Genomic DNA, 21,620 nt, shown 5'->3' with positions numbered 1-21,620 from the left:
CGTCCCGCCCGCGCGGCGGCCCGTTCCGGTCGGGGGTGTGGGGCAGGATGCCTCCATGGGACATGTCGTGCTGTTTCACTCCGTCTACGGGCTGCGGCCGGCCGTGTTGACCGCCGCCGACCGGCTGCGCGCCGCCGGGCACACGGTCGTCACCCCCGACCTCTACGGCGCGCCGGCCGCGGAAACGGTGGAGGACGGCTTCGCCCTGCTCCGCAAGATCGGCCAGGACGCCGTGCTGGACCGGGCCCGGGAGGCCCTGCGCGAGGCGCCGGCCGACGCGGTGCTGGCCGGCTTCTCGATGGGCGCGGGGGTGGCCGGCGCGATGCTCGCCGAGCGCCCCGACGCGGCGGCGCTCCTGCTGCTCTCCGGCGTCGGCGGCGAGCCGGAGTCGGTCCGGCCGGGCCTGCCGGTGCAGCTGCACCTGGGCGACCCGGACGACTACGACGCGGAGCCGGAGGTCGCGCAGTGGCGGCGGGCGATGACCGACGCCGGCGCGGAGCTGTCCGTCCACCGTTATCCCGGCGTCGGGCACCTCTACACCGACCCGCACCTGCCCGACCACGACGCGACGGCCGCCGCGCAGACCTGGGAGCGGGCCGTCGCCTTCCTCGCCGAGCACTGACCGGACTCCGGCGGGGCGGGCCGCCGGCCCGCTGAGCCGCCCCGGGCCGGACCAGACCGCTCCGCCAGCCGAGCCCGACGGGGCCGTTCAGCCGAGGCGGGCCGGGCCGACGGGGCCGTTCAGCCGAGGCGGGCCGGGCCGACGGGGCCGCTCAGCCGAGGCGGGCCAGGTCGTCGGCGGAGAGCCGGATCGCGCCGGCCGCCACGTTCTGCGCCAGGTGCTCCGGGTCGCCTGTGCCGGGGATGGCCAGCACGTGCCGCCCCTGGTGCAGCGTCCAGGCCAGGCGGACCTGATGCGGGGTCACCCCGTGGGCGCGGGCCACCGCGCGCACCGCGTCGTCGTGCCCGCCGGTCGCGCCCGCCTCCCGCCCGGCGCCGGCGATCGCGAAGAACGGCACGAAGGCCACCCCGCGCTCGCCGCAGACCCGCAGCAGGTCGTCGGCCCACCGGTTCGCGTCTAGGGCGTACGCGTTCTGTACGCAGACCACCGGCGCGACGGCCTGCGCCTCGTCCAGGTGGTCCACCCGCACGTTGGACAGGCCGAGGTGCCGGATCAGCCCGGCGTCGCGCAGCTCGGCGAGGGCGGCGAACCGCTCCGCCACCGAGTCCCGCCCCTCGCGCCGGACGATCCGCAGGTTGACCACGTCCAGATGGTCCCGGCCGAGGCGGCGCAGGTTCTCCTCCACCTCCCGGCGCAGCTCGGCCGGGGTCAGCTCCCGGTGCCGGGTCGCCGCGTCGAACGACGGCCCGACCTTCGTGGTGATGACCAGGTCGTCCGGGTACGGCGCGAGCGCCTCCCGGATGAGTTCGGTGGCGTACCGGCGCGGGCCGGTGCCGACGCCGAGCGGCCCGCCCGGCGAGACGTAGAAGGCGGCGGTGTCGATGTGGTTGACGCCGAGTTCGACCGCCCGGCGCAGGACGCGGACGGCGCGCGCCCGGTCCGGGTCGACGGTCAGCCGCATCGACCCGAAGCCCATCCGGTGCACGGTGCGGTCGCCGAGGGTCCAGGTGCCGGCGGCGGAGGCGGTGATCTCTTCGACAGGCATCGGACGAAGCTAGCCAAGGGGAACCGGCCCGCGCACTCGGTCAGCCGCCCGATACCGCCCGGGGCCGGCACCGGCCTAAGGTGGATCGTGGGGGAGAGACGGCCCCTCCGTCACGCCGCCGCCGGCGCCCCGCGCGGCAGCCCCCACGCCGACCTCCATTCGCGGCGCTTCCGCCAGTCCGACCGTGCCGGCCCGACCGACGGGGCGCGGTCGCGTCCGACGGGCGCGCCAGGGCCGGCCGTCCACCCGGAGAGGTCCACCACCCGGACGGCCCCGGAACGTCCCGCCCGGTCCGTCCGCGCGCCTGCGGTGGCCGGGCCCGACCCGGTCGGCCAGGGGGCGCCGGAGGTGGTGGCGCGGCCGGCGAGCGGCTGCCGACCGACGGCGCGCGCGGCGACCGGGCCGACGGGCAGGGCGGAGGACGGGGCGGCCCCCGACGCGGTCACGGCCGCCGCGGCGGGTCGGCGGACCGGCGCCACCGCATCCGACGGCTGCCCGGCCCACCCGGCGATCGCGGCCCGCGCCGCCCTCGGCAGCCGGGCGTACGCGACCTCGCGCAGCACCGGGTCGGCGACCGCGTACCCGCCGCCGGCGCGGCCGACCAGCAGGCCCGAGGCGGCGAGGGCGCGCAGCTCCGGCACCACCCGGGCGGGCGACCAGCCGAGCAGGCGCCCCACCGCCGACGCGGTGACCCCCGCGCCGAGGGCCGCGACGCCGAGGGCCGCCACCGCCGTCAGCGCCGCCCGCCGGACGCCGTCGAGCCGGTCCAGCCGGGCGTCCACCTCCCGGCGCACCGACTCGGGCACGGGCGGCAACGCGGGCGGCGTCACGTCGAGCGACGCCACGTACGCGGCGGCCCGGCCGGGGTTGCCCTCGACCAGCGGCAGCAGGCGCGCGGCCGCCGCCGCCGGCCGGTCGGCCCGGCGCAGCAGGTGACGCAGCAGCCGGCCGGTCTCCAGCGGGCGCAGCGGCGGCACGTCCAGCCGGTGCCGGCGGTCCCGGGCCCCGGGCAGCACGTCCGCCCACTCGGGACGGTGCAGCGCCACGACCGCCAGCGGCAGGGACCGGGCGGTGGCCGCCGCGAAGAGCCGGTGCAGGAAGCGGTTCAGCTCCCCGCTGGCCCGGTCGAGGTCGTCCACCGCCACCACCAGCGGCTCCCGGGCGGCGAGCGACAGCAGCACCTCCCGCGCCACCTCGGCGCCCCGCGCGGCCTCGCGGGCGGCGTCCGGGCCCGCCAGGAGTCCCTCCAGCGCGGACACCGCCTCGGCCAGGCCGGCGGGCGGCACCAGGCCCGCGAGGGCGGCGGCGAGCCGGCGGCGTACGACCGGAGGTGGGTCGTTCGCGCGGAGGCCGGCGGCCCCGCGCACCAGGTCGGCGACGGGCGCCAGGGCCTCCGGGCACGGTGGGCAGTGCGCGACGCACCAGCGCACCGGCACGTCGTCCACGGTCGGGACGGCGCGCCGCAGCTCGTGCAGCAGCCGGCTGCGCCCGCTGCCGGCGGGACCGACCAGCGACAGCCAGCGCGGGCTGCGGTCCCGCACGGCGCGGACGATCAGGTCACGGGCGGTCGCCAGTTCCCGCCGTCGCCCGACCAGCGGGCCCTCGTGCGGGGCCGGGACCGGCCGGGTGGCGCCGGTGGCGTGCCACACGTCCACCGGCAGCGCCTTGCCGGCGAGGGCCACCGGCGGTACGCGGCGCTGGTCGATCAGCCCCACGGTGGCCCGGTGGGTGACCGCGCAGAGCGCCACGCCGCCCGGCGGGGCGTACTCCTGCAACCGGGCGGCGGTGCTGGTCACCGCGCCGCTGGCCGCGCCGTGCCCGCCGTCGTGCGTCGCGGCGAGGTCCACCAGCGCCTCGCCGGTGGCCACCCCGACCCGGACCCGCAGCCGCGGCGCGCCGGGCACGGGACGCCGGTCGAGGGCCCGCTGGATGTCCAGCGCCGCCCGTACCGCCCGGTACGCGTCGAACCCGTCGGACTCGCGTGCCCCGAACAGCGCCATGACCGCGTCGCCGACGTACTTCTCGACCACCCCGTGCCACTGGCGCAGCACCCCGGCGACGGTGGCGAAGTAGGCGCGCTGCAAAGCCCGCACGTCCTCGGGGTCGAGCCGGTCGACGAGCGCGGTCGACCCGACGATGTCGGCGAACAGCACGGTGACCATGCGTCTCTCCTCCGGCGCCGGCCAACCTGCTGACGGGACACGTTGCGGACCGGCGACGATGGTGAGCATGGGCATCGCACCCGCCTTTCCCTCCGTTGCCTGCCGATGCCTCGGACACTGTCACCTGTGGGCCGACGGGGGATCCGCAGAACGACGTATGTCGGCCAGCCGCAACCTCCGGTCGCAATGTCGACGCGACGAGTACCACAGGGGCAGAAGACCCGTAGAACGGTGCGCGGACGTGTGACTAGGCTGCGTGCCATGGCCAGCGATGTGGACGCCGCACCGCTCGTCGGCCGGGCCGACCTGGTGACGACGGTACGGTCCGCGCTGCTCGACGAGGTCGCGCAGGGGCACACCGCCGCGGTCTTCCTCACCGGCGAGAGCGGCGTGGGCAAGACCCGGCTGCTGCGCGAGGTGGGCGCCCGGCTGCGCGACGCGGGCGCCCTGGTGCTCACCGGCTCCTGTCTGGACATCGGCGACGCGTCGCCGCTGCACCCGCTGCTGCAGGCGTTGCGCCGCTTCGACGCCGAGCTGACCGGCTCCCACGCCCGGACGTCCTCGGCCGTCCGCGGCCTCCTGCAGATGTTCGCCGACGAGACCGCCGGCCCGGACGGCGCCGGGGCGCTGCTGGAGCGGGTCTCCCGGGGTCTGCACCTGATCGCCGAGGGGCGTCCGCTGGTGCTCGTGCTGGACGACCTCCAGTGGGTCGACCGCAGCACCCGACAGTTGCTGCTCTATCTGCTCGCCGGCCTCGGCGACCTCCAGTTGTCCGTGCTCGCCGCGGTGCGGGCCGAGTCGTTGCAGGGCGCGCACCCGCTGCGCCGGGTGCTCACCGAGCTGCGGCGGCTGCGCTCGGTGCGGGTGCTCGACCTGGTCCCGTTGGACCGGGCCGGCACCGACCAGCTCGCCGCCGCCGTGGTCGGCCGACCGCTCGCCCCTGAGGCGGCGGAGCTGGTGTGGCGGCGCAGCGGCGGCAACCCGTTCGTGGTGGAGGAGTTGGCCCGCGACCTGCGCGACGGCCGGGACGGCCTCTCCGACACGCTGCGCGAGATCTTCCTGGCCCGGGTCGACGCGCTGCCCCAGCACGCGCACGCCGTGGTGCACGCGGTCGCGGCCGGCGTCGAGCCGGTGGAGCACTGGCTGCTGGCGCGCGTGACGCGGCTGCCCGAGGACGAGCTGATCGAGGCGGTCCGCGCGGCCGTCGCGCACCGGCTGCTGGTGGGCGCGGACGACGGCTACCGGCTGCGGCACCGGCTGGTCGCCGAGGTGCTGGAGCACGAGCTGCTGCCCGCCGAACGGGCCGCCCTGCACCGCCGCTACGCCGAGGCGCTCACCTCGGCCCCGGCGGAGCTGCACCAGGCCCGCCTGGCGCACCACTGGCGGCTGGCCGGTGAGCCGGCGCGGGCGCTGCCGGCGGCGACGGCGGCGGCCCGGGAGGCCGAGCGGCTGCACGGCTGGGCCGAGGCGCACCGGCACTGGTCGGTGGCGTTGCAGCTGGCCGGCTCGCCCGGCGTGGGTCCGCTGGACGTGGACCGGGTGACCCTGCTGGAGCGCGCGGCCGAGGCCGCCCACCACTGCGGCGAGCACGCCCGCGCGCTGACCCTGCTCGAGGAGTTGGCCGGCTCCGGCGCCGACCGGTCGACCTGTGCGCTGCACATCCGGCGGGCCCGCTACCTGGCCGCCGCCGGCCGGTCGGCGCTCGCCGAGGCGGAATACCAGCGGGCCCTGGAGGCCGCCGACTGCACGCCCCGGGAACGCGCCACCGCCGCCGCCCACCTGGCCGAGCTGCTGCTGCACCTCGGTCGGTACGCCGACGCCGGCCGGCGGGCCCGGGAGGCGCTGAAGCTGTCCGCCGCGGTCGAGGGCTCCACGTCGGAGGTCGTGCTGGCCAGCGCGGCCCTCGGGTTCTCCGAGGCGTACCTGGAGGACCCGGACGCCGGGCTGGCGGTGATGCGCCGGGCGCTGGAGACCGCCGAGCGCTCCGGCCGCCCCGAGGACGTGGCCTGCGCGTACCTGCACCTGGCCGAGCTGTTGACCGGGCCGCTGAACGTGCTGGAGGAGGGCGTCGTCGTCGCCCGCCGGGGTGCCGAGCGGGTGGCCGAGCTGGGCCTCGGCCGCACCTGGGAGACCCGGCTGCTGGCCATCGCCACCAACGGGCTGTTCCGCGTGGGCCAGTGGGCGGAGGCGGAGAAGGTCGTCGCGGCGGCGCTGCGGCACCGTCCCTCCGGCGCGGACGCGGTCGAGCTGCTGCTGGCCCGGTGCCGGCTGTCGGTGGGCTACGGCGACATCGCCGCCGCCGACCGCGACCTGGACGCCGTGGCCACGGTGCTCGCCGGCGGCGGGGCGCGGCACGTGATCCCGTTGCTCACGCTGCGGGCGGGGCTGGCCATGTGGCAGGGCCGGCACGACCTCGCCCGGCAGGCGGTGCAGCGCGGCCTGACCGAGAGCCGCTCCGACGACGTGGGCATCCTCGCCGCGCTGGTGTGGCACGGCCTGCGGGCCGAGGCGGAGGCGCACGCCAGCCGGACGATCGCGGTGGACGAGACCGCGGTGCGGCGGCTGCGGGAGGTGGCCGACCGGGTGGCTCGCAAGAGCGAGCACGCGGCCCGCCCGGTGCGCGACGTGGTCGACGGGTTCCTGGCGCTGTGCGCCGCCGAGGTGAGCCGCCTGGAGAGCAGCGATCCGGAGCTGTGGGCCCGGTCGGTGGCGCAGTGGGACCGGCGCCTCCACCCCTACCCGGCGGCCTACTCCCGGCTGCGGCAGGCCGAGGCGCTGCTGGCCCGGCGCAAGCGCAGCGCCACGGCGGGCAAGCTGCTGCGGCAGGCGTACCAGGCGGCGCAGGGGCTCGGCGCGGTGCCGCTGACCTCGGAGATCCGGACCCTCGCGGGCCGGGCCCGGGTGGCGCTGGAGGACCGGCCGGTCGCGGGCGAGCCGACCGCCGGCCCGGACGGCGACGAGTTGGCGGTGCTGACCGCGCGGGAGCGGGAGGTGCTCGCCGCCGTCGCCGAGGGGCTGACGAACCGGGAGATCGGCCAGCGGCTGTTCATCAGCGAGCGGACGATCGGCGTGCACGTCTCGCACATCTTCGACAAGCTCCAGGTCCGCACCCGGGTGCAGGCCAGCGCCATCTTCCTGCGTAACCGGCCCGCCTGACGCGCGTACGGATACGTCGTTCTACTGATCCGGCCGACGGTCGTCGGCTGGCAGGCTGTGCAGCGTCGCCGACGGCACGGGGTGCCGGGAACCACTGTGGAGGAGAGATGACGGAACCGGTGTGGGGGCCCGTGCATCGGGACGTCGTTGACCTGCTCGCCGACCACCCCGCCGACGTGCCGGCGGTGGTCGACCACCTCACCAAGCTCCAGGACCTGCTGGTCCGGCTGCCTCCGTTGGAGGCGAGCTGCCCGCTGGCCGACTTCAACAAGCTCTATCTGACGATCACCGAGAGCGTGCTGAATGGGCTCTACGACGACCGGTTCTCCGACCCGGTGTTCCTGTCCCGGCTCGACGTGGAGTTCGCCGCGCGCTACTTCGACGCCATGCGGCTGTGGACCGACTCCAGCCCGGGCACGCCGAAGGCCTGGACGTGCCTGTTCGAACGGATGCGCGGGCCGGACGCCCGTCCGCTGCCGTCGGCGGCCGCCGGGGTGAACGCGCACATCAACTTCGACCTGCCGTTCGCGCTGGTGACCACGTTCGACAGCCTGGAGTCGGAGCCGGTCGACGGCACCGAGCAGCACCGCGACTACCTCGAGATCAACAACATCTTCGCGGACAAGATCCCCGGCCTGCGGCGCGGCTACCTGGAGCGGTGGCAGCTGCTCATCGACATGCTCAACGGCGACATCGACGACTGGTACCAGGGGGAACTGGTCGAGTACACCCGCGACGTCGCCTGGCGCAACGCGCAGAAGATCTGGCGGTGCCGGCACGACCCGGCCGCCCACGAGTGTGAGCGCGCGCGGTTGGACGACACCGCCGCGGCGCTCGGCCGGCTGCTGCTCTCGCCCCTCGGGGCGTTCCTGCAGTAGCCGGGACGGGGGGTCCCCGCGCTCCGCACCGGCACACGGCGGAGCGCGGGGACGCGTCCGCTCCGCCCGCGCGCGCGGCCGCCCGCCATCCGCCGAGGCTGGTCGGCCGCGCCGGGTGGCGCGGTCAGGGGCGTTTCGACCTGATGCGGTACGCCGCGGCGGCTGCCCGGCCGGTGCACCGCTCGCAGCAGAAGCGCTGCCGGGCCGACACCCGGGACGACCGGGCGGCCTGGCTGGTCGGGCGGCTGGCACTGGCCGGCTGAGGACGGCGCCGACGGCGGCCGGGCCCGGGGGGTGCCCGGCCGAAGTCGGCGCGCGGCGGGCGGGCCCGGAGGGTGCCCGGCCGCCGTGGCCGCCCGGCGGGCGGGCCGTGGTCGGGGGTTGGGGGAGGGCCGGCCGGCCCGGGGGGTGTCGGCCGGTCCGCGCGGGGTACGCCCGCGCCGGCCGGTGGCTGACGGCCCGGCCGGCGCCCCCGGCCGGCCCGTCTGTCCGGGAGGGCCTCCCGCCCTGTCGGAAGGGCGTTCCGGGTTCGCCGTTCCGGCGGGCGGCCGGCGGGAGACCGCCTACGGTCGGGTCAGGACGGCCGAGGGGCGGGGACGGGGGATGGCTGACGAGCACGGGGCGGGGTCGCGGCGCACGCGCGGTCGCCGCCAACCGCCCGCCGGACGGGACCGGGAACTGCGCGCCGCGCGCGATCCCACCCGCCCCGGCCGCCGCGCCGGTCGCCCGGTCGCCGTCCCGGAGGTCGTGGCCAGCCCCAGCCGGCCGGTGGCGCCGCCCAGCCCGTTGCGACGGTGGCTGTTGATGCACCGGGTGCAGCCGGTGGGCCCCGAGTCGGCGGAGGGCCAGGCCCGCTCGCACGCCTGGTGGCAGGTCATGTGCCTGACCGGGGTGGACTACTTCTCCACCCTGTCGTACCTGCCGGGGATCGCGGCGGTCGCGGCCGGGGCGCTCTCCCCGCTGGCCACCCTGCTGATCGTCGCGCTGACGCTGCTCGGCATGCTGCCGATGTACCGGCGGGTGGCCCGGGAGAGCCCGCACGGGCAGGGCTCGGTGGCGATGCTGGAACGGCTGCTGCCGTTCTGGCGGGGCAAGGTCTTCGTGCTGGTCCTGCTCGGCTTCGTGGCCACCTCCTGGATCATCACGATCACCCTCTCCTCGGCCGACGCCACGGTGCACCTGCTGGAGAACCCGCTGCTGCCCGAGGGCGTCGGCGGAACGGCGGTCGCCGTCGGCGTCACCGTCGTGCTGCTGCTGGTCCTCGGCGGCGTCTTCCTGCTCGGCTTCCGGGAGGCGGTGGCGGTGGCCATCCCGCTGGTCGCCGTCTTCCTGGTGCTGAACGCGGTGGTCGTCGCGGTCTCGTTGGCGGAGATCGCGGCGGACCCGGGGACGCTGGCGGGCTGGACCTCGGCGCTGAACGCGGGCCGGGGCCCGGGCGAGGTGGCGGTGACCGCCGTGCTGGCCTTCCCGCTGCTGGTGCTCGGGCTCTCCGGTTTCGAGACCGGGGTCAGCATGATGCCGCTGGTGGCCGGGGAGGGGCCGGACGGCGCGGCCCGGTTGGCGGCGCGGATCCGCAACACCCGGCGCATGCTCGCCACCGCCGCCCTCGTCATGTCGGTCTACCTGGTCTCGACCTCGCTCGTGACCACGGTGCTGATCCCTCCCGGTGAGTTCGCGCCGGGCGGGGCCGCCAACGGCCGGGCGCTGGCGTACCTCGCCCACGAGCACGTCGGCGAGGTCTTCGGCACCGTCTACGACGTCAGCAGCGTGCTCATCCTCTGGTTCGCCGGCGCCTCCGCGATGGCCGGCCTGATCAACATCGTGCCCCGCTACCTGCCCACCTACGGCATGGCGCCCGAGTGGGCCCGCGCGGTGCGCCCGGTCGTGATCGTCTACACGCTGGTCAGCATCGCGATTACCGTGGTGTTCCGGGCCGACGTCAACGACCAGGCCGGGGCGTACGCCACCGGGATCCTCGCCATGATGGTCTCCGCCGCCGTGGCGGTCACCATTTCCGCGGCCGGCCGCCGGGAGCGCCTCGCCGCCGTCGGCTTCGCCGTGCTCACCCTGGTCCTGCTGTACGCCCTGACCGAGAACGCCGTCGCCAAGCCGGACGGCATCACCATCTCGGCCCTGTTCATCCTCGGCATCGTCGCGGTCTCGCTGGTCTCGCGGGTGAGCCGGACCACCGAGCTGCGTGCGGAGCGGATCGAGTTCGACGAGGCGGCCCGACGGTTCGTCGCCGACTCGCTGGCGCACGACGGACGGCTGCACCTCATCGCCCACAAGCGGGCCCGGGGCGCGGTGAAGGAGTACACGATCAAGGAGCGGGCGCAGCGGGGGATGAACCCGGTCCCCGGCGAGGGCGACATCCTGTTCCTGGAGATCGAGGTGGTCGACCCGTCCGAGTTCAGCCAGGTGCTGCGGGTCCACGGCGTGGAGGTCGGGGGCTTCCGGGTGCTGCGGGCCAGCAGCCCGGCGGTGCCGAACGCCATCGCGGCGATCCTCCTGGCGCTGCGCGACGCCACCGGCGTCCGCCCACACGCCCACTTCGAGTGGTCCGAGGGGAACCCCCTCGCGCACCTGCTGCGTTATCTCATCCTCGGTCGGGGCGACACCCCGCCGGTGGTCCGGGAGATCCTCCGCAAGTCCGAGCCGGACCCGGCCCGCCGGCCGGGCATCCACGTCGGCGGCTGACCCCGGCACCCGTGCCAGCCTCGGGCCGTGCGGTTGTTATCACGTCTTTCAAGGTGAATCGTACGTTTATTCATCTTCGACTGACTTGCCCGAGTTTCGCTCGTATCGTGGCCTTCGGTGGCTGTCGGGATGTCAGTCACCCCGCGCCCGGTTCGGGCCGGCCGTGTCATGCACGAGAGGCAGGGGAAGGCTGATGTCGACGTATCAAGGGAACCGGCGAGCGGCGCCAAGCAGGCGGCGGTCCCGGTGGTTCTTAGCCGGTGGGCTCGTGGCGGGCACCCTGGTGGCCGGGGTAGCCGGGGTGGCGGGCGGCGTCGCGGTGGCCGCGGGATCGCCCGTCGCGTCGGAGACACCGTCCCTGGTGCTGCGCGGCGACGACTCCGGCGCGGAGCACCGCGACGACCGCCGCGAGCAGGGCCGCGCCGCCCTCGGCGGGCAACCCTCCGACGACCCCTCCGGGGCTGCCGCCGGGGAGCCCTCCGGCGACCGGTCGGGCGACTCCGCCGGGGAGCACCGGGGCGGGGAGGAGGGCCGCGACGGGTACCCGGACCCGGGGCCCGGGGCCGGGCGCCGCGGGGAGGTCGCGGTGCCGTGCGACTCGTCGAAGCTCATCGCCGCGCTGGTCCGGGCCAACGCCGAGGGCGGCGCCCACCTGCGCCTCGCGCCGAAGTGCACGTACGAGCTGACGCACGCCTTCCAGCAGCCCGACGACTACGACGGCGGGATCCGGGACGCCCGGGAGGCGGCCGACAGCGCGGAGAACCCGGGCGACGCCGAGGCCCCGCCGCGCAACCCGCAGCACGACAAGGCGGGGCTGCCGGTCATCTACCACCCGATCACGATCCGGGGCGAGGGCGCCACCATCGAGCGGGACGTGCACGCCGAGGCGTTCCGGTTCTTCACCGTCCGCGACGGCGGGGAACTGACCCTCTCCGACGTCGTGCTGCGCAACGGCCTCTCCGCCGCCGAGGGCGGCAGCATCCACGTCGTGCACGGCGCGTCGGCCGTGGTCGAGCGCACCGCCGTCGTCGGCAGCACCTCCCTCTCCGCGGAGGGCGGCGGTGGCGGGATCTTCAACGACGGCAACATGGTGGTCGCCGACAGCACGTTCGTCGACAACCACGCCGCCGGCAAGGCGGGCAAGGGTGGGGGCCTGCTCAACGGCGGCGTGCTGAGCCTGCGCACGTCGGACTTCCGGAACAACACCGCCGTCGCGTACGGCGGCGGCCTCGGCAACTACCGCGGGGCCGCCGAGGTGCAGAAGAGCACCTTCGCGCACAACAACGCGGCGCAGGGCGGCGGCATCGCCAGCTTCTCGGCCCGCACCAGGGTGGCCGACAGCAAGGTGCTCGGCAACACCGCCCAGACCGGTGGGGGCATCGCCAACTCGGACGCCCTGATCTTCCTGCGCGGCCTGGAGGTGCGCGACAACACCGCCACCGGCAACGGCGGCGGCATCTCCACCTCCCAGGGGCTGCTGCCGCTCGACGACAGCGTCGTCGCCGGCAACACCGCCCGGGGCACCGGCGGCGGGATCTACGCCGCGAAGTCCAACCTGCTGGTCCGCCACAGCGAGGTCGACGGGAACCACGCCGTCGGCGCGGCGTCGACGGGCGGCGGAATCTTCGCGACCCAGGGTCAGGTCTCCCTCTACCGCAGCCGGGTGAGCGACAACACCGCCACGGGCAAGCCGGGCGGTCTCTTCGCGGACAAGGCCCGGGTCAGGGTCGACGACGAGACCGACATCGTCGACAACGAGTCCACCAACTGCGAGGGCAGCCGGGTACCGGTGGCCAACTGCTTCCGCTGACCGGCCGCCCCGGGGGGCGCACCCGGCCCCGCTCTCGACGATCGTGAGGATCGTCGGCGGCGCGGGCCGGGTGCGCCCCTCGTCGCGTGCCCGCCGTCCGGACGGCACCCTCCGTTCGCCGCCCCGTCCGAGCTCGCCTGCGCGAGCTCGGCTGTCGGCCGCTCCGGCCGGGCCCAGCGACCCTACCGGGAGGCGGAGCCGCTGGCGGTGTAGCCGCTGCCCGGGAGAGGGCGCGGCTATACCGGTACGGTCCACGGGACCGGGTTCACGACGTGGGCGTCGTCACGGGCAGTTCGTCGGCCTGGTCGCGACCGCCGTGCTGTGCCGTCCGCCCCGGGACCGCCCTCGGTGAGGCGGGTCCGGGTCGGTTGCGTGCGGCGCGGAGCATGGTGGCGATCAGGATGGCCCCGCCCGCCGTCAGGACGACGCTGACCATCGCGGCGATCCGCATCTCTTGCGTGAAGGCGTCGAAGGCCACGCTCCGCAGCGCCTGCGCGGTCTGGTGCGGTAGGGCTGCGGCGGTGTCGACGGCGCCGCCGAGGGTTTCCTTCGCCGCGGCCAGCTCCTCGGGGGTGAGGCCCGCGGGGGCCTGGGACTCCATCTGCGAGCGGTAGACGGCGGTGCCGATGCTGCCGAGGATCGCGATGCCCGACGCTCCGCCGAACTCGGCGGAGGTCTCCGCCAGGGCGGAGGCCGACCCGGCTCGCTCCGGCGGCGCGGCGGACAGGATCACCTCGGTGACGACGGCGGACACACCGCCGATGCCGACGGAGACCACGGCGAGTGCGCTCACCAGATAGACGATGCCCGAGTCGGTCCGGATCAGGGACAGCGCGACGTATCCGGCGGCCGCCACCAGAAGCCCGGCGATCATCACGTTGGGCTTGCCGATACGCGGCGCCATCGCGGTGGCCAGGGCGACACCCACGGGCAGCACGAGGAACGTGGGCAGCGACCACAGGGCCGACTCGAACGGGCTCATGCCCAGGACGAGCTGCATGAACTGCCAGTTGAACAGCGAGAAGCCGATCATCGCGAAGGTCGCCAGGGCGTCGATGAGCAGCGGCACGTTGAACCGGCGGGTGCTGAACAGCGCGAGGTCGATCATCGGGTTCACGGCCTTGCGCTGGCGGCGGATGAACAGTGCTCCCACGGCGAGTCCGGCGGCGATGCAGGCAGCCGGGGTCAATCCGAAGCCGTGCTTCGCCGTCAGCTTGATGCCGTAGATCACGGCGAGGACGGCCACCAGGGACAGCAGGGCGCCGAGCAGGTCGAAGCGGCCCGGCATGGGGTCGCGGTACTCGGGCAGCAGCAGTGGCCCGAGGAGCAGCAGCAGGATCATCACGGGGACGTTGATCAGGAAGACCGAGCCCCACCAGAAGTGCTCCAGCAGCAGGCCGCCGATGATGGGGCCGACGACGGCACCGCCCGCGAAGCCGGCCGTCCAGACGCCGACGGCGGTGGCCCGCTGCCGGTCGTCGTGGAACATGTTCCGGATCAGGGAGAGGGTGGAGGGAGCCAGCGAGGCTCCGGCGATGCCCATGAGCGCGCGGGTCGCGATCAGCATCTCGGGGCTGGACGCGTAGGCCGCGAGGACCGAGGCGAGACCGAAGGCCGCAGCACCGGTCAGCAGCACCCGCCGCCGTCCGATCCGGTCACCAAGGGTGCCCATCGTAATCAGCAGGCCGGCCAGCAGGAAGCCGTAGGCGTCCATGATCCACAGCAGTTCGGAGCTGCTCGGCTGGAGGTCGGCCGTCAGGGACGGGAGCGTGACGAACATGACGGACATGTCCATGGACGCCAGCACGCACGGCACCACCAGAACGGCGAGCCCGACCCACTGTCTGGTTCCGGCTCTCTTACGTTCTTCGGTCATGTCCTTCGCTCCTGCTCTTTCGGTTGGGACGGATTCCGTCACGCAGTGCGTACTTAGTACGCGCGTAGCTGTGTACAGGATACGCACACGCGTGCGGGTGGCTGCAAATGTGTTTCGGGCTTGCTATTTTCCCTGCTTCATGCGCTCGCTTCGATGGCGGGATAGAATTTCGACACACCTTCGCCGGGTGTGACGAAAAGGAGTGTGGTGATGTCGGAGCAGTCGGCCTGCGCGTCCTGCGGAAAGACGCTGGAGCATGCGGAACGGGGGCGGCCGCGGCGCTACTGCTCCCGCGCCTGCCAGGCGCGGGCCTACCGGGGCCGTAGGACGGAGGCGCCGGCCGACGTCCTGGAGGAGAGCGACAGCGCACCCCACCTCACCGTCGAGCGCATCGTGCGGGCCGGAATCGACGTCGCGGACGCGGAGGGGCTCGACGCGCTGTCGATGCGCCGGGTCGCCACGGACCTCGGCGCGAGCACCATGGCCCTGTACCGGCACGTGGCGTCCAAGGACGATCTGGTGGCCCTGATGGTGGAGGCCGCGATGGCCGACGTCCCTCTGCCCGACGCGCCACCGCGGAACTGGCGGCACGGCCTCGAACGAGCCGCCTACCGCGACTGGGAGCTGTACCACCGCCACCCGTGGATCCTGTCGAGGGTCCTGGTGACAACCCGCGCACACTTCAGCCCGGCACTCGCGGCGGACAGCGAGAGCAGCTTCTCCTCCTTCGACGGACTCGGCCTCGAACCTGCCGACGCCTTCCGGTACATGTTCATGTTCGCCTCCTACGTGCAGGGTGTGGCGCTGACCTACGTCAGCGACGTGGAGGCGGAGCGGCAGGCGGGAAGCACCACGCAGCGGACGGCGCACGCCCCGGACGAGGAACGCAGCCCGCTCTTCGAGTCCGGCGCGTACCCGCGGCTCGGCTCCGCGATGCGCGCGGGCGCCGCCCCCTGGGACCTCGACGCCCTGTTCGCCTCGGGCCTCGCCGGAGTCCTGGACGGCATCGCGGCCGATCTTGCACGGCGGGGCATCGAGGCCTGAGTCGCGGCGGGCGGGTTTGTCACGCGGCCCGGATCGTTCCCGAGCAACTCGGAGTCCATCGCCCGGCGATCACCCGCAGTGTCGCCGAGGTGCGGCCGCTGCTGGCCGAGCGCGGCTGCCGGGTGCACGACCGAGCGCGGCTACGCGCCCTCGCCGACGTGGTGGCCTAACCTGGGCCACCACCCGCGTGCCTTGATTAACGCCACCGAGGTGCGGGTCCGCCGACCGGTCGAGGGCAGGGCGGGCCGGGACCGGTTCGTATCCGGCAAGGCCCCGCCTCCGGCACGGGTTCGGTCCCGTCGGCCTGACAGCCCATCCTCCTAGGATGCTGTAGGCGATGTGCCTCAGGCAGCGGCGTGGCTGACCTCGGAGGCCCGCCCGTCGCCCAGCCCGGTGACGTTCCTCGGCCGATCCACGGACGTCGTCGCTGCCGCGCCCGCGCCGCCGGCGGTTATCGCGTTGACGATTGCTCCGCGCCGTCACTAGGGTCTGCGTCGTGTCCAGCCCCGAGGCGTCCAGACGCCAGCCACCGGTGTCCGGTGGCTGGCCTTCGTTGACGTCGCACTAGACGCTGTCGGAACCGGACAGCGTCCCTCAGGCGTCCCCGCCACCGATCGCCGTCGTACCGGCTGCTCCCGGGCGTCACCCGCGCGTCACCACCGTCGTGCCGCGTCCACGTACCGGGAGGCCCTCGCGCGGTGGTCTCCGTGCGCCCGGCTGGACGGTTGTCCCGTGCGCCGCCCGGCCGTGGCCCGCCGTGACCCACCCGCGTCCTCTCATCCATCCACGACGCGGAATGTGGAGTGTCATGCCGTTCGCCATCTACCTGCTCGGGCTGGCGGTCTTCGCCCAGGGAACGTCCGAGTTCATGCTGTCCGGCCTGGTGCCGGACATCGCCCGGGACCTGCACGTGCCCGTCCCGGCCGCCGGCGCGCTGACGTCGGCCTTCGCGGCAGGAATGATCATCGGAGCGCCGCTGATGGCCGTCCTCAGTCTGCGGTGGCCCAGACGTCGGGCGCTGCTGGTCTTCCTGACCGCCGTCGTCGTCGTACACGTCGTCGGGGCGGTCACCGACAGCTTCGCCGTGCTGCTGGCCACCCGGGTCGTCGGAGCGCTGGCGTACGCCGGGTTCCTCGCGGTGGGCCTGGCCACGGCGGCCGACATGGCCGGACCCGGGGCCAAGGGCCGGGCCGCCTCCGTGCTGCTCGGGGGTCTCACCCTCTCCTGCGTCGCGGGGGTGCCGGCCGGGGCGTTCCTCGGCCAACTGTGGGGATGGCGCTCGGCGTTCTGGGCGGTGGCCGTCGTCTCGCTGCCCGCCGTCGTGGCCATCCGGCGCGCGGTCCCGGCCACGCCACCGGACGCGGCCGTACCGAGCGCCCGGCACGAGCTTCGGGCGCTGCGCCGTCCCCGCCTGCTCGTGACCCTGCTCCTGGGCGCCCTGGTGAACGGGGCGACCTTCTGCACCTTCACCTACCTGGCGCCGCTGATCACCGACGTCAGCGGCTACGACCGGAGGTGGGTGCCGGTCCTGCTGGCTCTTTTCGGCCTGGGGTCGTTCGTCGGTGTGACGGTCGGCGGTCGCGTGTCGGACTCGCAGCCCATGCGGGTCCTGGTGCCCGGTGGGGTGGCCCTGCTCGTCGGTTGGCTCCTGTTCGCGGCCACCGCGGCCAGCGCGCCCGCCGCGTTCCTGCTCGTCCTCGTCCAGGGGACGCTCTCGTTCGCGGTCGGATCCACGCTGATCACCCGGGCGTTGTACGCGGCCGTCGACGCGCCGTCCCTGGGCGGCTCCTTCGCGACCGCCGCCCTGAACGTGGGCGCGGCCGTCGGCCCCCTGCTGGGCGGGGCGGCCATCGGCGCGGGGCTCGGCTACCGGTCCCCGCTGTGGGTCAGCGCGCTGCTGGTGGCACTGGCGTTCGTCGCCGCCGTACCCACCTGGACGGTGTGGCGGGATGCCGGGACGGAGTCGCCCACGCGGGTGGTCGCTTCCTAGCCCGCGTCGCTCCCCGTCGCCGCACGAGGCCGTCCACCGGTCCGGCCCGCGCCACCCGCCAGGCGCGGGCCGGGATCCGTCCTACTCGGAGGGCTGGGGCAGCTCGCAGTCGACCTTCGGGTTGGCCCCGACGTAGTTCAGCGGCCCGGCCACGATGGTCACCAGGATGGTGCCCGCCTCGGCGCAGTTGGTGTCGTCGCCGTTGTAGTAGCCGCGCTGGCCGGCGGCGACCGCGCCGATGATCAGCCAGATGACGACGATGACTCCGAGTATCGACGTGCCGCGCATCGCTGCCTCCAGAAAGGGGTGTGGTGGTTCGAGGTGTCGAAGTTGTACCCAGTCGCGTGGAACGGCTAACGACGCCGCCGGTCGACCGTCCCGCCCGGCAGGCCCGCCGGCCTGACGGCCCGCCCCGGCCGACCGGCCGCCCGGGCCGGGGCGCGCCGGTGCGCTATCGGATCGGCGACCGACGGCCGCGCGCGGCAGCCCGGCGGGCGTACAACTGCGTCAGAGCGCCGCGCAGGAGGACACCATGGACGCCCCGACCCCGCACCTGTACGTCGACCGCCCCGAGGACGTCGCCGTCGCGGCCCGCGCACTGGCCGGGGGCGCGGTGGTGGCGGTGGCGTTCGGGAACTTCTACGCGCTGGTGACCCGCCCGGACGCCGCCACCGTGCGCCGGGTCAACGTCGCCAAGGGTCGGCCGGCCGACCAGGTCGGCAGCATCACCACCGCCTTCGGGCGGATCCCCGCGATGTTCGACTGGGCGCGGCTGCCGCACCGGCTGCCCGCGCACCGGGTGCGGCAGCTGATGGGCGTCCTCTACGGCGCGGGCCCGTTCGGCTTCCGCGGCCCGGCCGTCGACCGGCTGCCCGCCCACCTCACCCGGCACGACCGGGGCGTACGCACCACGCAGGTGATCGCGCCGGGGCTGGCCTGCCCGTCGAACGTGTTCTTCGCGCGGGCGGTCGCCGAGACCGGGGTGGACCACCTCCACATCACCTCGGCTAACCGCTCCCGGCACCTGACCGGGGTCGCGGAGGAGCCGGCGCACTGGAAGGCCGAGGGCATCGCCGAGGACTTCGCCCACCTCGACGACCTGGTGGTGCTCGCGCACCGGGACGAGGCGGCGGCGCGGGCGGCGCACCCCGGGCACCTGCCGGCCTCGGTGACGCTGTTGTCGTTCCACGCCCCCGCCGGGGAGCCGGAGGAGCCGCCGGTGCTCACCGTCGACCGGCACGGCTCGCTGCACGTCGACGACGTGCGCCGGGCCGCCGCGCCGCTCGGCCTCCAGGTGCGGCTCGGCCCCACCGCCGGTCGGCGTCTGCGGGTCCGGGGGTACGCGGAGGCGCTGGTCTGACCGGGTGCCGGATCGGGCTGGCGGTGTCCGGCTCCCATGGCCGCCGCCCGGTGGCTGGTCGGCCTCCGCCCGGAATGCCCGACGTCGCGGCGTCCGGGTGAGCGGACGTCGCGACGTCGGTGGCATCAGGTGGATTGTGTCGTGGCGCCGCCCCGGCTCGCGGGGGAGCGCCGTCCGGCGCCGCCGTCGGTGCGGCGGCCCCGGGGGTCAGGCGTCGTCGCCGCCGGTCGGCAGCGCGGCGGCCGCCTCCTGCGAGGCGCCCGCGAGCACCTTCGCCTGCTGGGGCCAGGTCGCCAGGCTCGGCGCGGCCCGCAGCCCGGCGCCCCGGATCGTCTCCCGCAGCGCGGCCTCGTCCAACTCCGCGAGCTGCCCGTACGTGCGGATGCCGGCGGCCTGCAGCGCCGCCGCCATCTTCGGGCCGACGCCCTGGATGCGGCGGAAGTCGTCGGCGGCGTCCGCGTCGGCCGCGGACCGCACCGGCGGGGTTGCCACCGCGCCGCGCGCGGCGGGCACGACCACCGGCTCGGCCGGCTCGTCCGCCGGCTCGGCCGGCACGTCCGCCGGCGTGGTCGCCGCCGGCGTCGCGTCCTGCTCGGCCGGGGCGGCGGGGGTCGGCTCCGCCGGGCCGGCGGCTGCGGGGACCGGCACGGCCTCGGGCTGCGCCTGGGCGGGGACGGCGACGGCCCGGACGGGTTCCGGCTCGGCGGCCGGGACGGGCTCCGCCTCGTCGGCGCGCGCGGGCTCCGACTCGGCGGTCGGGGCCTCGATCGGGGCGGCGGTGGCCGGCACCGGCTCCGGTTCGTTCACGGCGACGGGTTCCGGCTCGGTGGCCGGCACCGGCTTCGGTTCGTTCACGGCGACGGGTTCCGGCTCGGTGGCGGTGGTCGGTTCCTCGGCCGGCTCGCGGTCGACGGGGCCGGTCACCCCGGCGGCGGCCGGCAGCACGACCTCGGCGTCCGGCCGGTGATCCGGGGCGGTGTCGCTCGGCGTGGCCGCCGCCACGGAGTCGGTGTCGGGCGCCGGCACCGGGTCGCCGGTGAGCGCCATGTCGGCCGGGTCGACCTTGTCGGCCGGCGCGGCGTCGGTGGCGACGACGGTGACCGGGGCGGGGCCGGCGTCGGCCGGGCCGTCGAGGGCGGGCACGGGGTCGGCGACGGCGTCCGGGGCCCGGTCGAGGGTCACCTCGGGGCGTACCTCGTCGGTGGTGGCGGCGGGCGGCGGGTCGACCACCACGGCGGTCACGCCGGCGACCCGGTCACCCTCCACCGTGGGCGAGCCGTGCCCGGCTGCCGCGCCCTGCCGGCCGCGCCAGAACCATCCGGCGGCCAGACCCACCAGCAGGGCCACGATCAGTATCAGCCAGTGCCCGAAAGACCACGCCACGGCGGACCTCCTATTCGTTCGCGTCGAAACTCCGAGAAAAACTCGCCGCAGCTTCGCACACGTGCCGTGCGGGCGGCAGGCAGGATCGGCCGGTCACGGCGCATGTGGGACGGGTTGCACCGGCGGTGTCCGTCGGGCGACGGACCGTCGTCGCCCGGCGCCGTCCGCGCACGGTGCGGGGCGGGCACGCGGGGACCCCGGCGCCGGGCGGGCGCCGGGGTCCGGGTCGGACGGTCAGTCCTCCTCGCCGCGGTAGGTGTAGAAGTCGTTGACGAACTTGCGCGCCAGTCGGGGCACCCGGCTGGTGACGCCGAAGTAGCCGCGTGCGCCGAGCAGCGCGAGCCGGCCGACGACGGGTTTGTACATCCGGTCGTCGCCGTTGGTGCCGCTGCGGTTGAGTGAGTCGGCGACCCGGGCGAAGCCGTACGGCACCATCGCGGCCTCGTAGTCGGCCACCGCCTGGAGCAGCGTCTTGTCGCCGGCCGCGGCCAGCCGGAGCTGCCGGCAGAGCAGGGCGGCGTCGCGCAGCGCGGTGTTGGCGCCCACGCCGCGTCCGGGGGTCATGGTGTGGATGGCGTCGCCGAGCAGGGTGACGGTGCTGCTCTTCCACGGCGGCACCGGCTCGCTGGTGGAGACCCGGATCGGCAGGGCGCTGCCCGGGTCGCTGCGGGCGAGCAGTTCGCGCAGGTGGGGGTGCCAGTTGCGGGTGAGTTGGAGGGCGAGCAGGACGAGGTCCTCGCCGCGGCGCTGCATGACGTCGGGCGGGAACCGGCGGGCGGTGCTCCAGATGACCAGGTTGATGTTGTCGCGGGTGGTGTCGTGGCGCAGCCCGGGCCAGTCGCGCAGCAGCGCGGCGTCGGCGGGGTCGACGCCGGGTTTCAGCGTGCCGTCGCCGTTCCACTTGAACTCCATCACGTGCAGCACGCCCATCATCCCGCCGGTGCCGAAGATCAGCGAGATGCCCTGCTCGATTCGTTCGGGCAGCAGTTGGCGGGTGTGCGGGGTCAGGGGGATGCGGGTGGCGATGTTGACCGTGCCGGCGTCGCGGGTGACCGCGTGCGGCAGGTACTGGCGGCGTACGGCGGAGTGGGTGCCGTCCGCGGCGACGAGCAGGTCGCCGGTGGCGGTGCTGCCGTCGGCGAAGTGGGCGGTGACGGTGCCGTCGTCGCGTTGCTCGTACCGGGTGAAGGTCTTGTCGAAGTGGACCGCGTCCTCCATGCCGGTGAGCAGGACCTGGCGCAGGGTCATCCGGGCCACGGACCGTTCGGTGTCCACCGGGTCGGTGTCGGGGCGCAGGGTGAACGAGGCGGTCTGGCGCATCCGCTGGGTGATGACGTTGAAGTAGCGGGGGGATCGGGCGCAGGTGGCCAGGTAGGTGTCGAACAGCCGTGGCGGCAGGCACTCCCGCAGGGCGCGGCTGCCGGTGGGGCCGATGCCGACGCGGTAGCCGAGCAGTCCCTCGCCGCGGGTGCGGTACTTCTCGTAGACGGCGACGCTGATCCCGGCGCGGCGCAGGCCGTGGGCCAGGCAGAGCCCGCCGGTGCCGGCGCCGATGATCAGGACGTGGGGTGGTCTGGGTGACATGGGGCCGCCTCCG

Annotated in this window: 14 protein-coding genes; 8 read left to right on the top strand and 6 right to left on the bottom strand. The window is 75.3% G+C overall.

Annotation, left to right across the window (positions count from 1 at the left end; genetic code table 11):
• The first annotated feature begins 55 nt into the window (after positions 1–55).
• Entirely contained in the window at positions 56–622 is a 567-nt protein-coding gene (locus ABZ793_RS21545) for a dienelactone hydrolase family protein (protein ID WP_357459980.1), read from the top strand.
• A 151-nt stretch (positions 623–773) separates the two neighbouring features.
• On the opposite strand, the gene ABZ793_RS21540 is transcribed toward ABZ793_RS21545, so the two are convergent.
• Together ABZ793_RS21540 and ABZ793_RS21535 are read right to left on the bottom strand one after the other, a co-directional pair.
• Positions 774–1,667, bottom strand: a complete 894-nt coding sequence (locus ABZ793_RS21540; RefSeq protein ID WP_357459978.1) for an aldo/keto reductase — start codon at positions 1,665–1,667, stop codon at positions 774–776.
• Between the two features lie 110 nt (positions 1,668–1,777).
• Positions 1,778–3,829, bottom strand: coding sequence for an adenylate/guanylate cyclase domain-containing protein (locus ABZ793_RS21535; RefSeq protein ID WP_357459976.1), 2,052 nt, complete (start codon positions 3,827–3,829; stop codon positions 1,778–1,780).
• Between the two features lie 261 nt (positions 3,830–4,090).
• Here ABZ793_RS21535 and ABZ793_RS21530 point away from each other — a divergent pair, with 261 nt between their 5' ends.
• The 4 genes from ABZ793_RS21530 to ABZ793_RS21515 all read left to right on the top strand — a co-directional run bounded on the left by ABZ793_RS21530 (position 4,091) and on the right by ABZ793_RS21515 (position 12,370).
• Complete coding sequence (locus ABZ793_RS21530) at positions 4,091–6,985, top strand: AAA family ATPase (RefSeq protein WP_357459973.1); 2,895 nt, start codon at positions 4,091–4,093, stop codon at positions 6,983–6,985.
• 107 nt (positions 6,986–7,092) lie between these two features.
• On the top strand, positions 7,093–7,863 hold the full coding sequence (locus tag ABZ793_RS21525) for a DUF5995 family protein (protein WP_350707455.1): 771 nt from the start codon (positions 7,093–7,095) through the stop codon (positions 7,861–7,863).
• 603 nt (positions 7,864–8,466) lie between these two features.
• The gene (locus ABZ793_RS21520) at positions 8,467–10,560 is read left to right on the top strand and encodes an amino acid transporter (protein WP_357459971.1); all 2,094 of its coding nucleotides are present in this window, start codon (positions 8,467–8,469) and stop codon (positions 10,558–10,560) included.
• Between the two features lie 193 nt (positions 10,561–10,753).
• Positions 10,754–12,370 (top strand): right-handed parallel beta-helix repeat-containing protein, encoded by a 1,617-nt coding sequence (locus ABZ793_RS21515; RefSeq protein WP_357459968.1) that lies wholly within the window; start codon positions 10,754–10,756, stop codon positions 12,368–12,370.
• Positions 12,371–12,635: 265 nt separating this feature from the next.
• Here ABZ793_RS21515 and ABZ793_RS21510 read toward each other — a convergent pair whose 3' ends face one another.
• Positions 12,636–14,333 carry an MFS transporter gene (locus ABZ793_RS21510; protein ID WP_357459966.1) on the bottom strand — a complete coding sequence of 566 codons (1,698 nt, stop codon included), beginning with the start codon at positions 14,331–14,333 and terminating at the stop codon, positions 12,636–12,638.
• Between the two features lie 123 nt (positions 14,334–14,456).
• On the opposite strand from ABZ793_RS21510, the gene ABZ793_RS21505 reads away from it, so the two are divergent.
• Positions 14,457–15,290, top strand: coding sequence for a TetR/AcrR family transcriptional regulator (locus ABZ793_RS21505; protein ID WP_357459963.1), 834 nt, complete (start codon positions 14,457–14,459; stop codon positions 15,288–15,290).
• A gap of 808 nt (positions 15,291–16,098) precedes the next feature.
• Entirely contained in the window at positions 16,099–17,280 is a 1,182-nt protein-coding gene (locus ABZ793_RS21500) for a Cmx/CmrA family chloramphenicol efflux MFS transporter (RefSeq protein ID WP_357459960.1), read from the top strand.
• 81 nt (positions 17,281–17,361) lie between these two features.
• Here ABZ793_RS21500 and ABZ793_RS21495 read toward each other — a convergent pair whose 3' ends face one another.
• Positions 17,362–17,568, bottom strand: coding sequence for a hypothetical protein (locus tag ABZ793_RS21495; RefSeq protein ID WP_357459957.1), 207 nt, complete (start codon positions 17,566–17,568; stop codon positions 17,362–17,364).
• Between the two features lie 244 nt (positions 17,569–17,812).
• Between ABZ793_RS21495 and ABZ793_RS21490 the strand changes: the two genes are divergently transcribed.
• On the top strand, positions 17,813–18,640 hold the full coding sequence (locus ABZ793_RS21490) for a hypothetical protein (protein WP_357459954.1): 828 nt from the start codon (positions 17,813–17,815) through the stop codon (positions 18,638–18,640).
• Between the two features lie 207 nt (positions 18,641–18,847).
• Here ABZ793_RS21490 and ABZ793_RS21485 read toward each other — a convergent pair whose 3' ends face one another.
• Both ABZ793_RS21485 and ABZ793_RS21480 read right to left on the bottom strand, forming a co-directional pair.
• On the bottom strand, positions 18,848–20,023 hold the full coding sequence (locus ABZ793_RS21485) for a hypothetical protein (RefSeq protein ID WP_357459952.1): 1,176 nt from the start codon (positions 20,021–20,023) through the stop codon (positions 18,848–18,850).
• 234 nt (positions 20,024–20,257) lie between these two features.
• Positions 20,258–21,607, bottom strand: coding sequence for an NAD(P)/FAD-dependent oxidoreductase (locus ABZ793_RS21480; RefSeq protein WP_357459950.1), 1,350 nt, complete (start codon positions 21,605–21,607; stop codon positions 20,258–20,260).
• Positions 21,608–21,620: the final 13 nt, after the last annotated feature.

This window comes from Micromonospora sp. NPDC047465 (assembly GCF_040643125.1).
In the GTDB taxonomy this organism is placed as follows: domain Bacteria; phylum Actinomycetota; class Actinomycetes; order Mycobacteriales; family Micromonosporaceae; genus Micromonospora.
The sequence above is the reverse complement of the archived record's forward strand: the minus strand, read 5'-3'. Positions and strand labels throughout refer to the sequence as shown.

What these genes read in the sequence shown, in the direction of transcription:
- ABZ793_RS21540 (WP_357459978.1), bottom strand. Translation starts at nt 1,667, where the DNA reads ATGCCTGTCGAAGAGATCACCGCCTCCGCCGCCGGCACCTGGACCCTC.
- ABZ793_RS21480 (WP_357459950.1), bottom strand. Translation starts at nt 21,607, where the DNA reads ATGTCACCCAGACCACCCCACGTCCTGATCATCGGCGCCGGCACCGGC.
- ABZ793_RS21530 (WP_357459973.1), top strand. Translation starts at nt 4,091, where the DNA reads ATGGCCAGCGATGTGGACGCCGCACCGCTCGTCGGCCGGGCCGACCTG.
- ABZ793_RS21520 (WP_357459971.1), top strand. Translation starts at nt 8,467, where the DNA reads ATGGCTGACGAGCACGGGGCGGGGTCGCGGCGCACGCGCGGTCGCCGC.
- ABZ793_RS21545 (WP_357459980.1), top strand. Translation starts at nt 56, where the DNA reads ATGGGACATGTCGTGCTGTTTCACTCCGTCTACGGGCTGCGGCCGGCC.
- ABZ793_RS21505 (WP_357459963.1), top strand. Translation starts at nt 14,457, where the DNA reads ATGTCGGAGCAGTCGGCCTGCGCGTCCTGCGGAAAGACGCTGGAGCAT.
- ABZ793_RS21495 (WP_357459957.1), bottom strand. Translation starts at nt 17,568, where the DNA reads ATGCGCGGCACGTCGATACTCGGAGTCATCGTCGTCATCTGGCTGATC.
- ABZ793_RS21490 (WP_357459954.1), top strand. Translation starts at nt 17,813, where the DNA reads ATGGACGCCCCGACCCCGCACCTGTACGTCGACCGCCCCGAGGACGTC.
- ABZ793_RS21515 (WP_357459968.1), top strand. Translation starts at nt 10,754, where the DNA reads ATGTCGACGTATCAAGGGAACCGGCGAGCGGCGCCAAGCAGGCGGCGG.
- ABZ793_RS21535 (WP_357459976.1), bottom strand. Translation starts at nt 3,829, where the DNA reads ATGGTCACCGTGCTGTTCGCCGACATCGTCGGGTCGACCGCGCTCGTC.
- ABZ793_RS21525 (WP_350707455.1), top strand. Translation starts at nt 7,093, where the DNA reads ATGACGGAACCGGTGTGGGGGCCCGTGCATCGGGACGTCGTTGACCTG.
- ABZ793_RS21500 (WP_357459960.1), top strand. Translation starts at nt 16,099, where the DNA reads ATGCCGTTCGCCATCTACCTGCTCGGGCTGGCGGTCTTCGCCCAGGGA.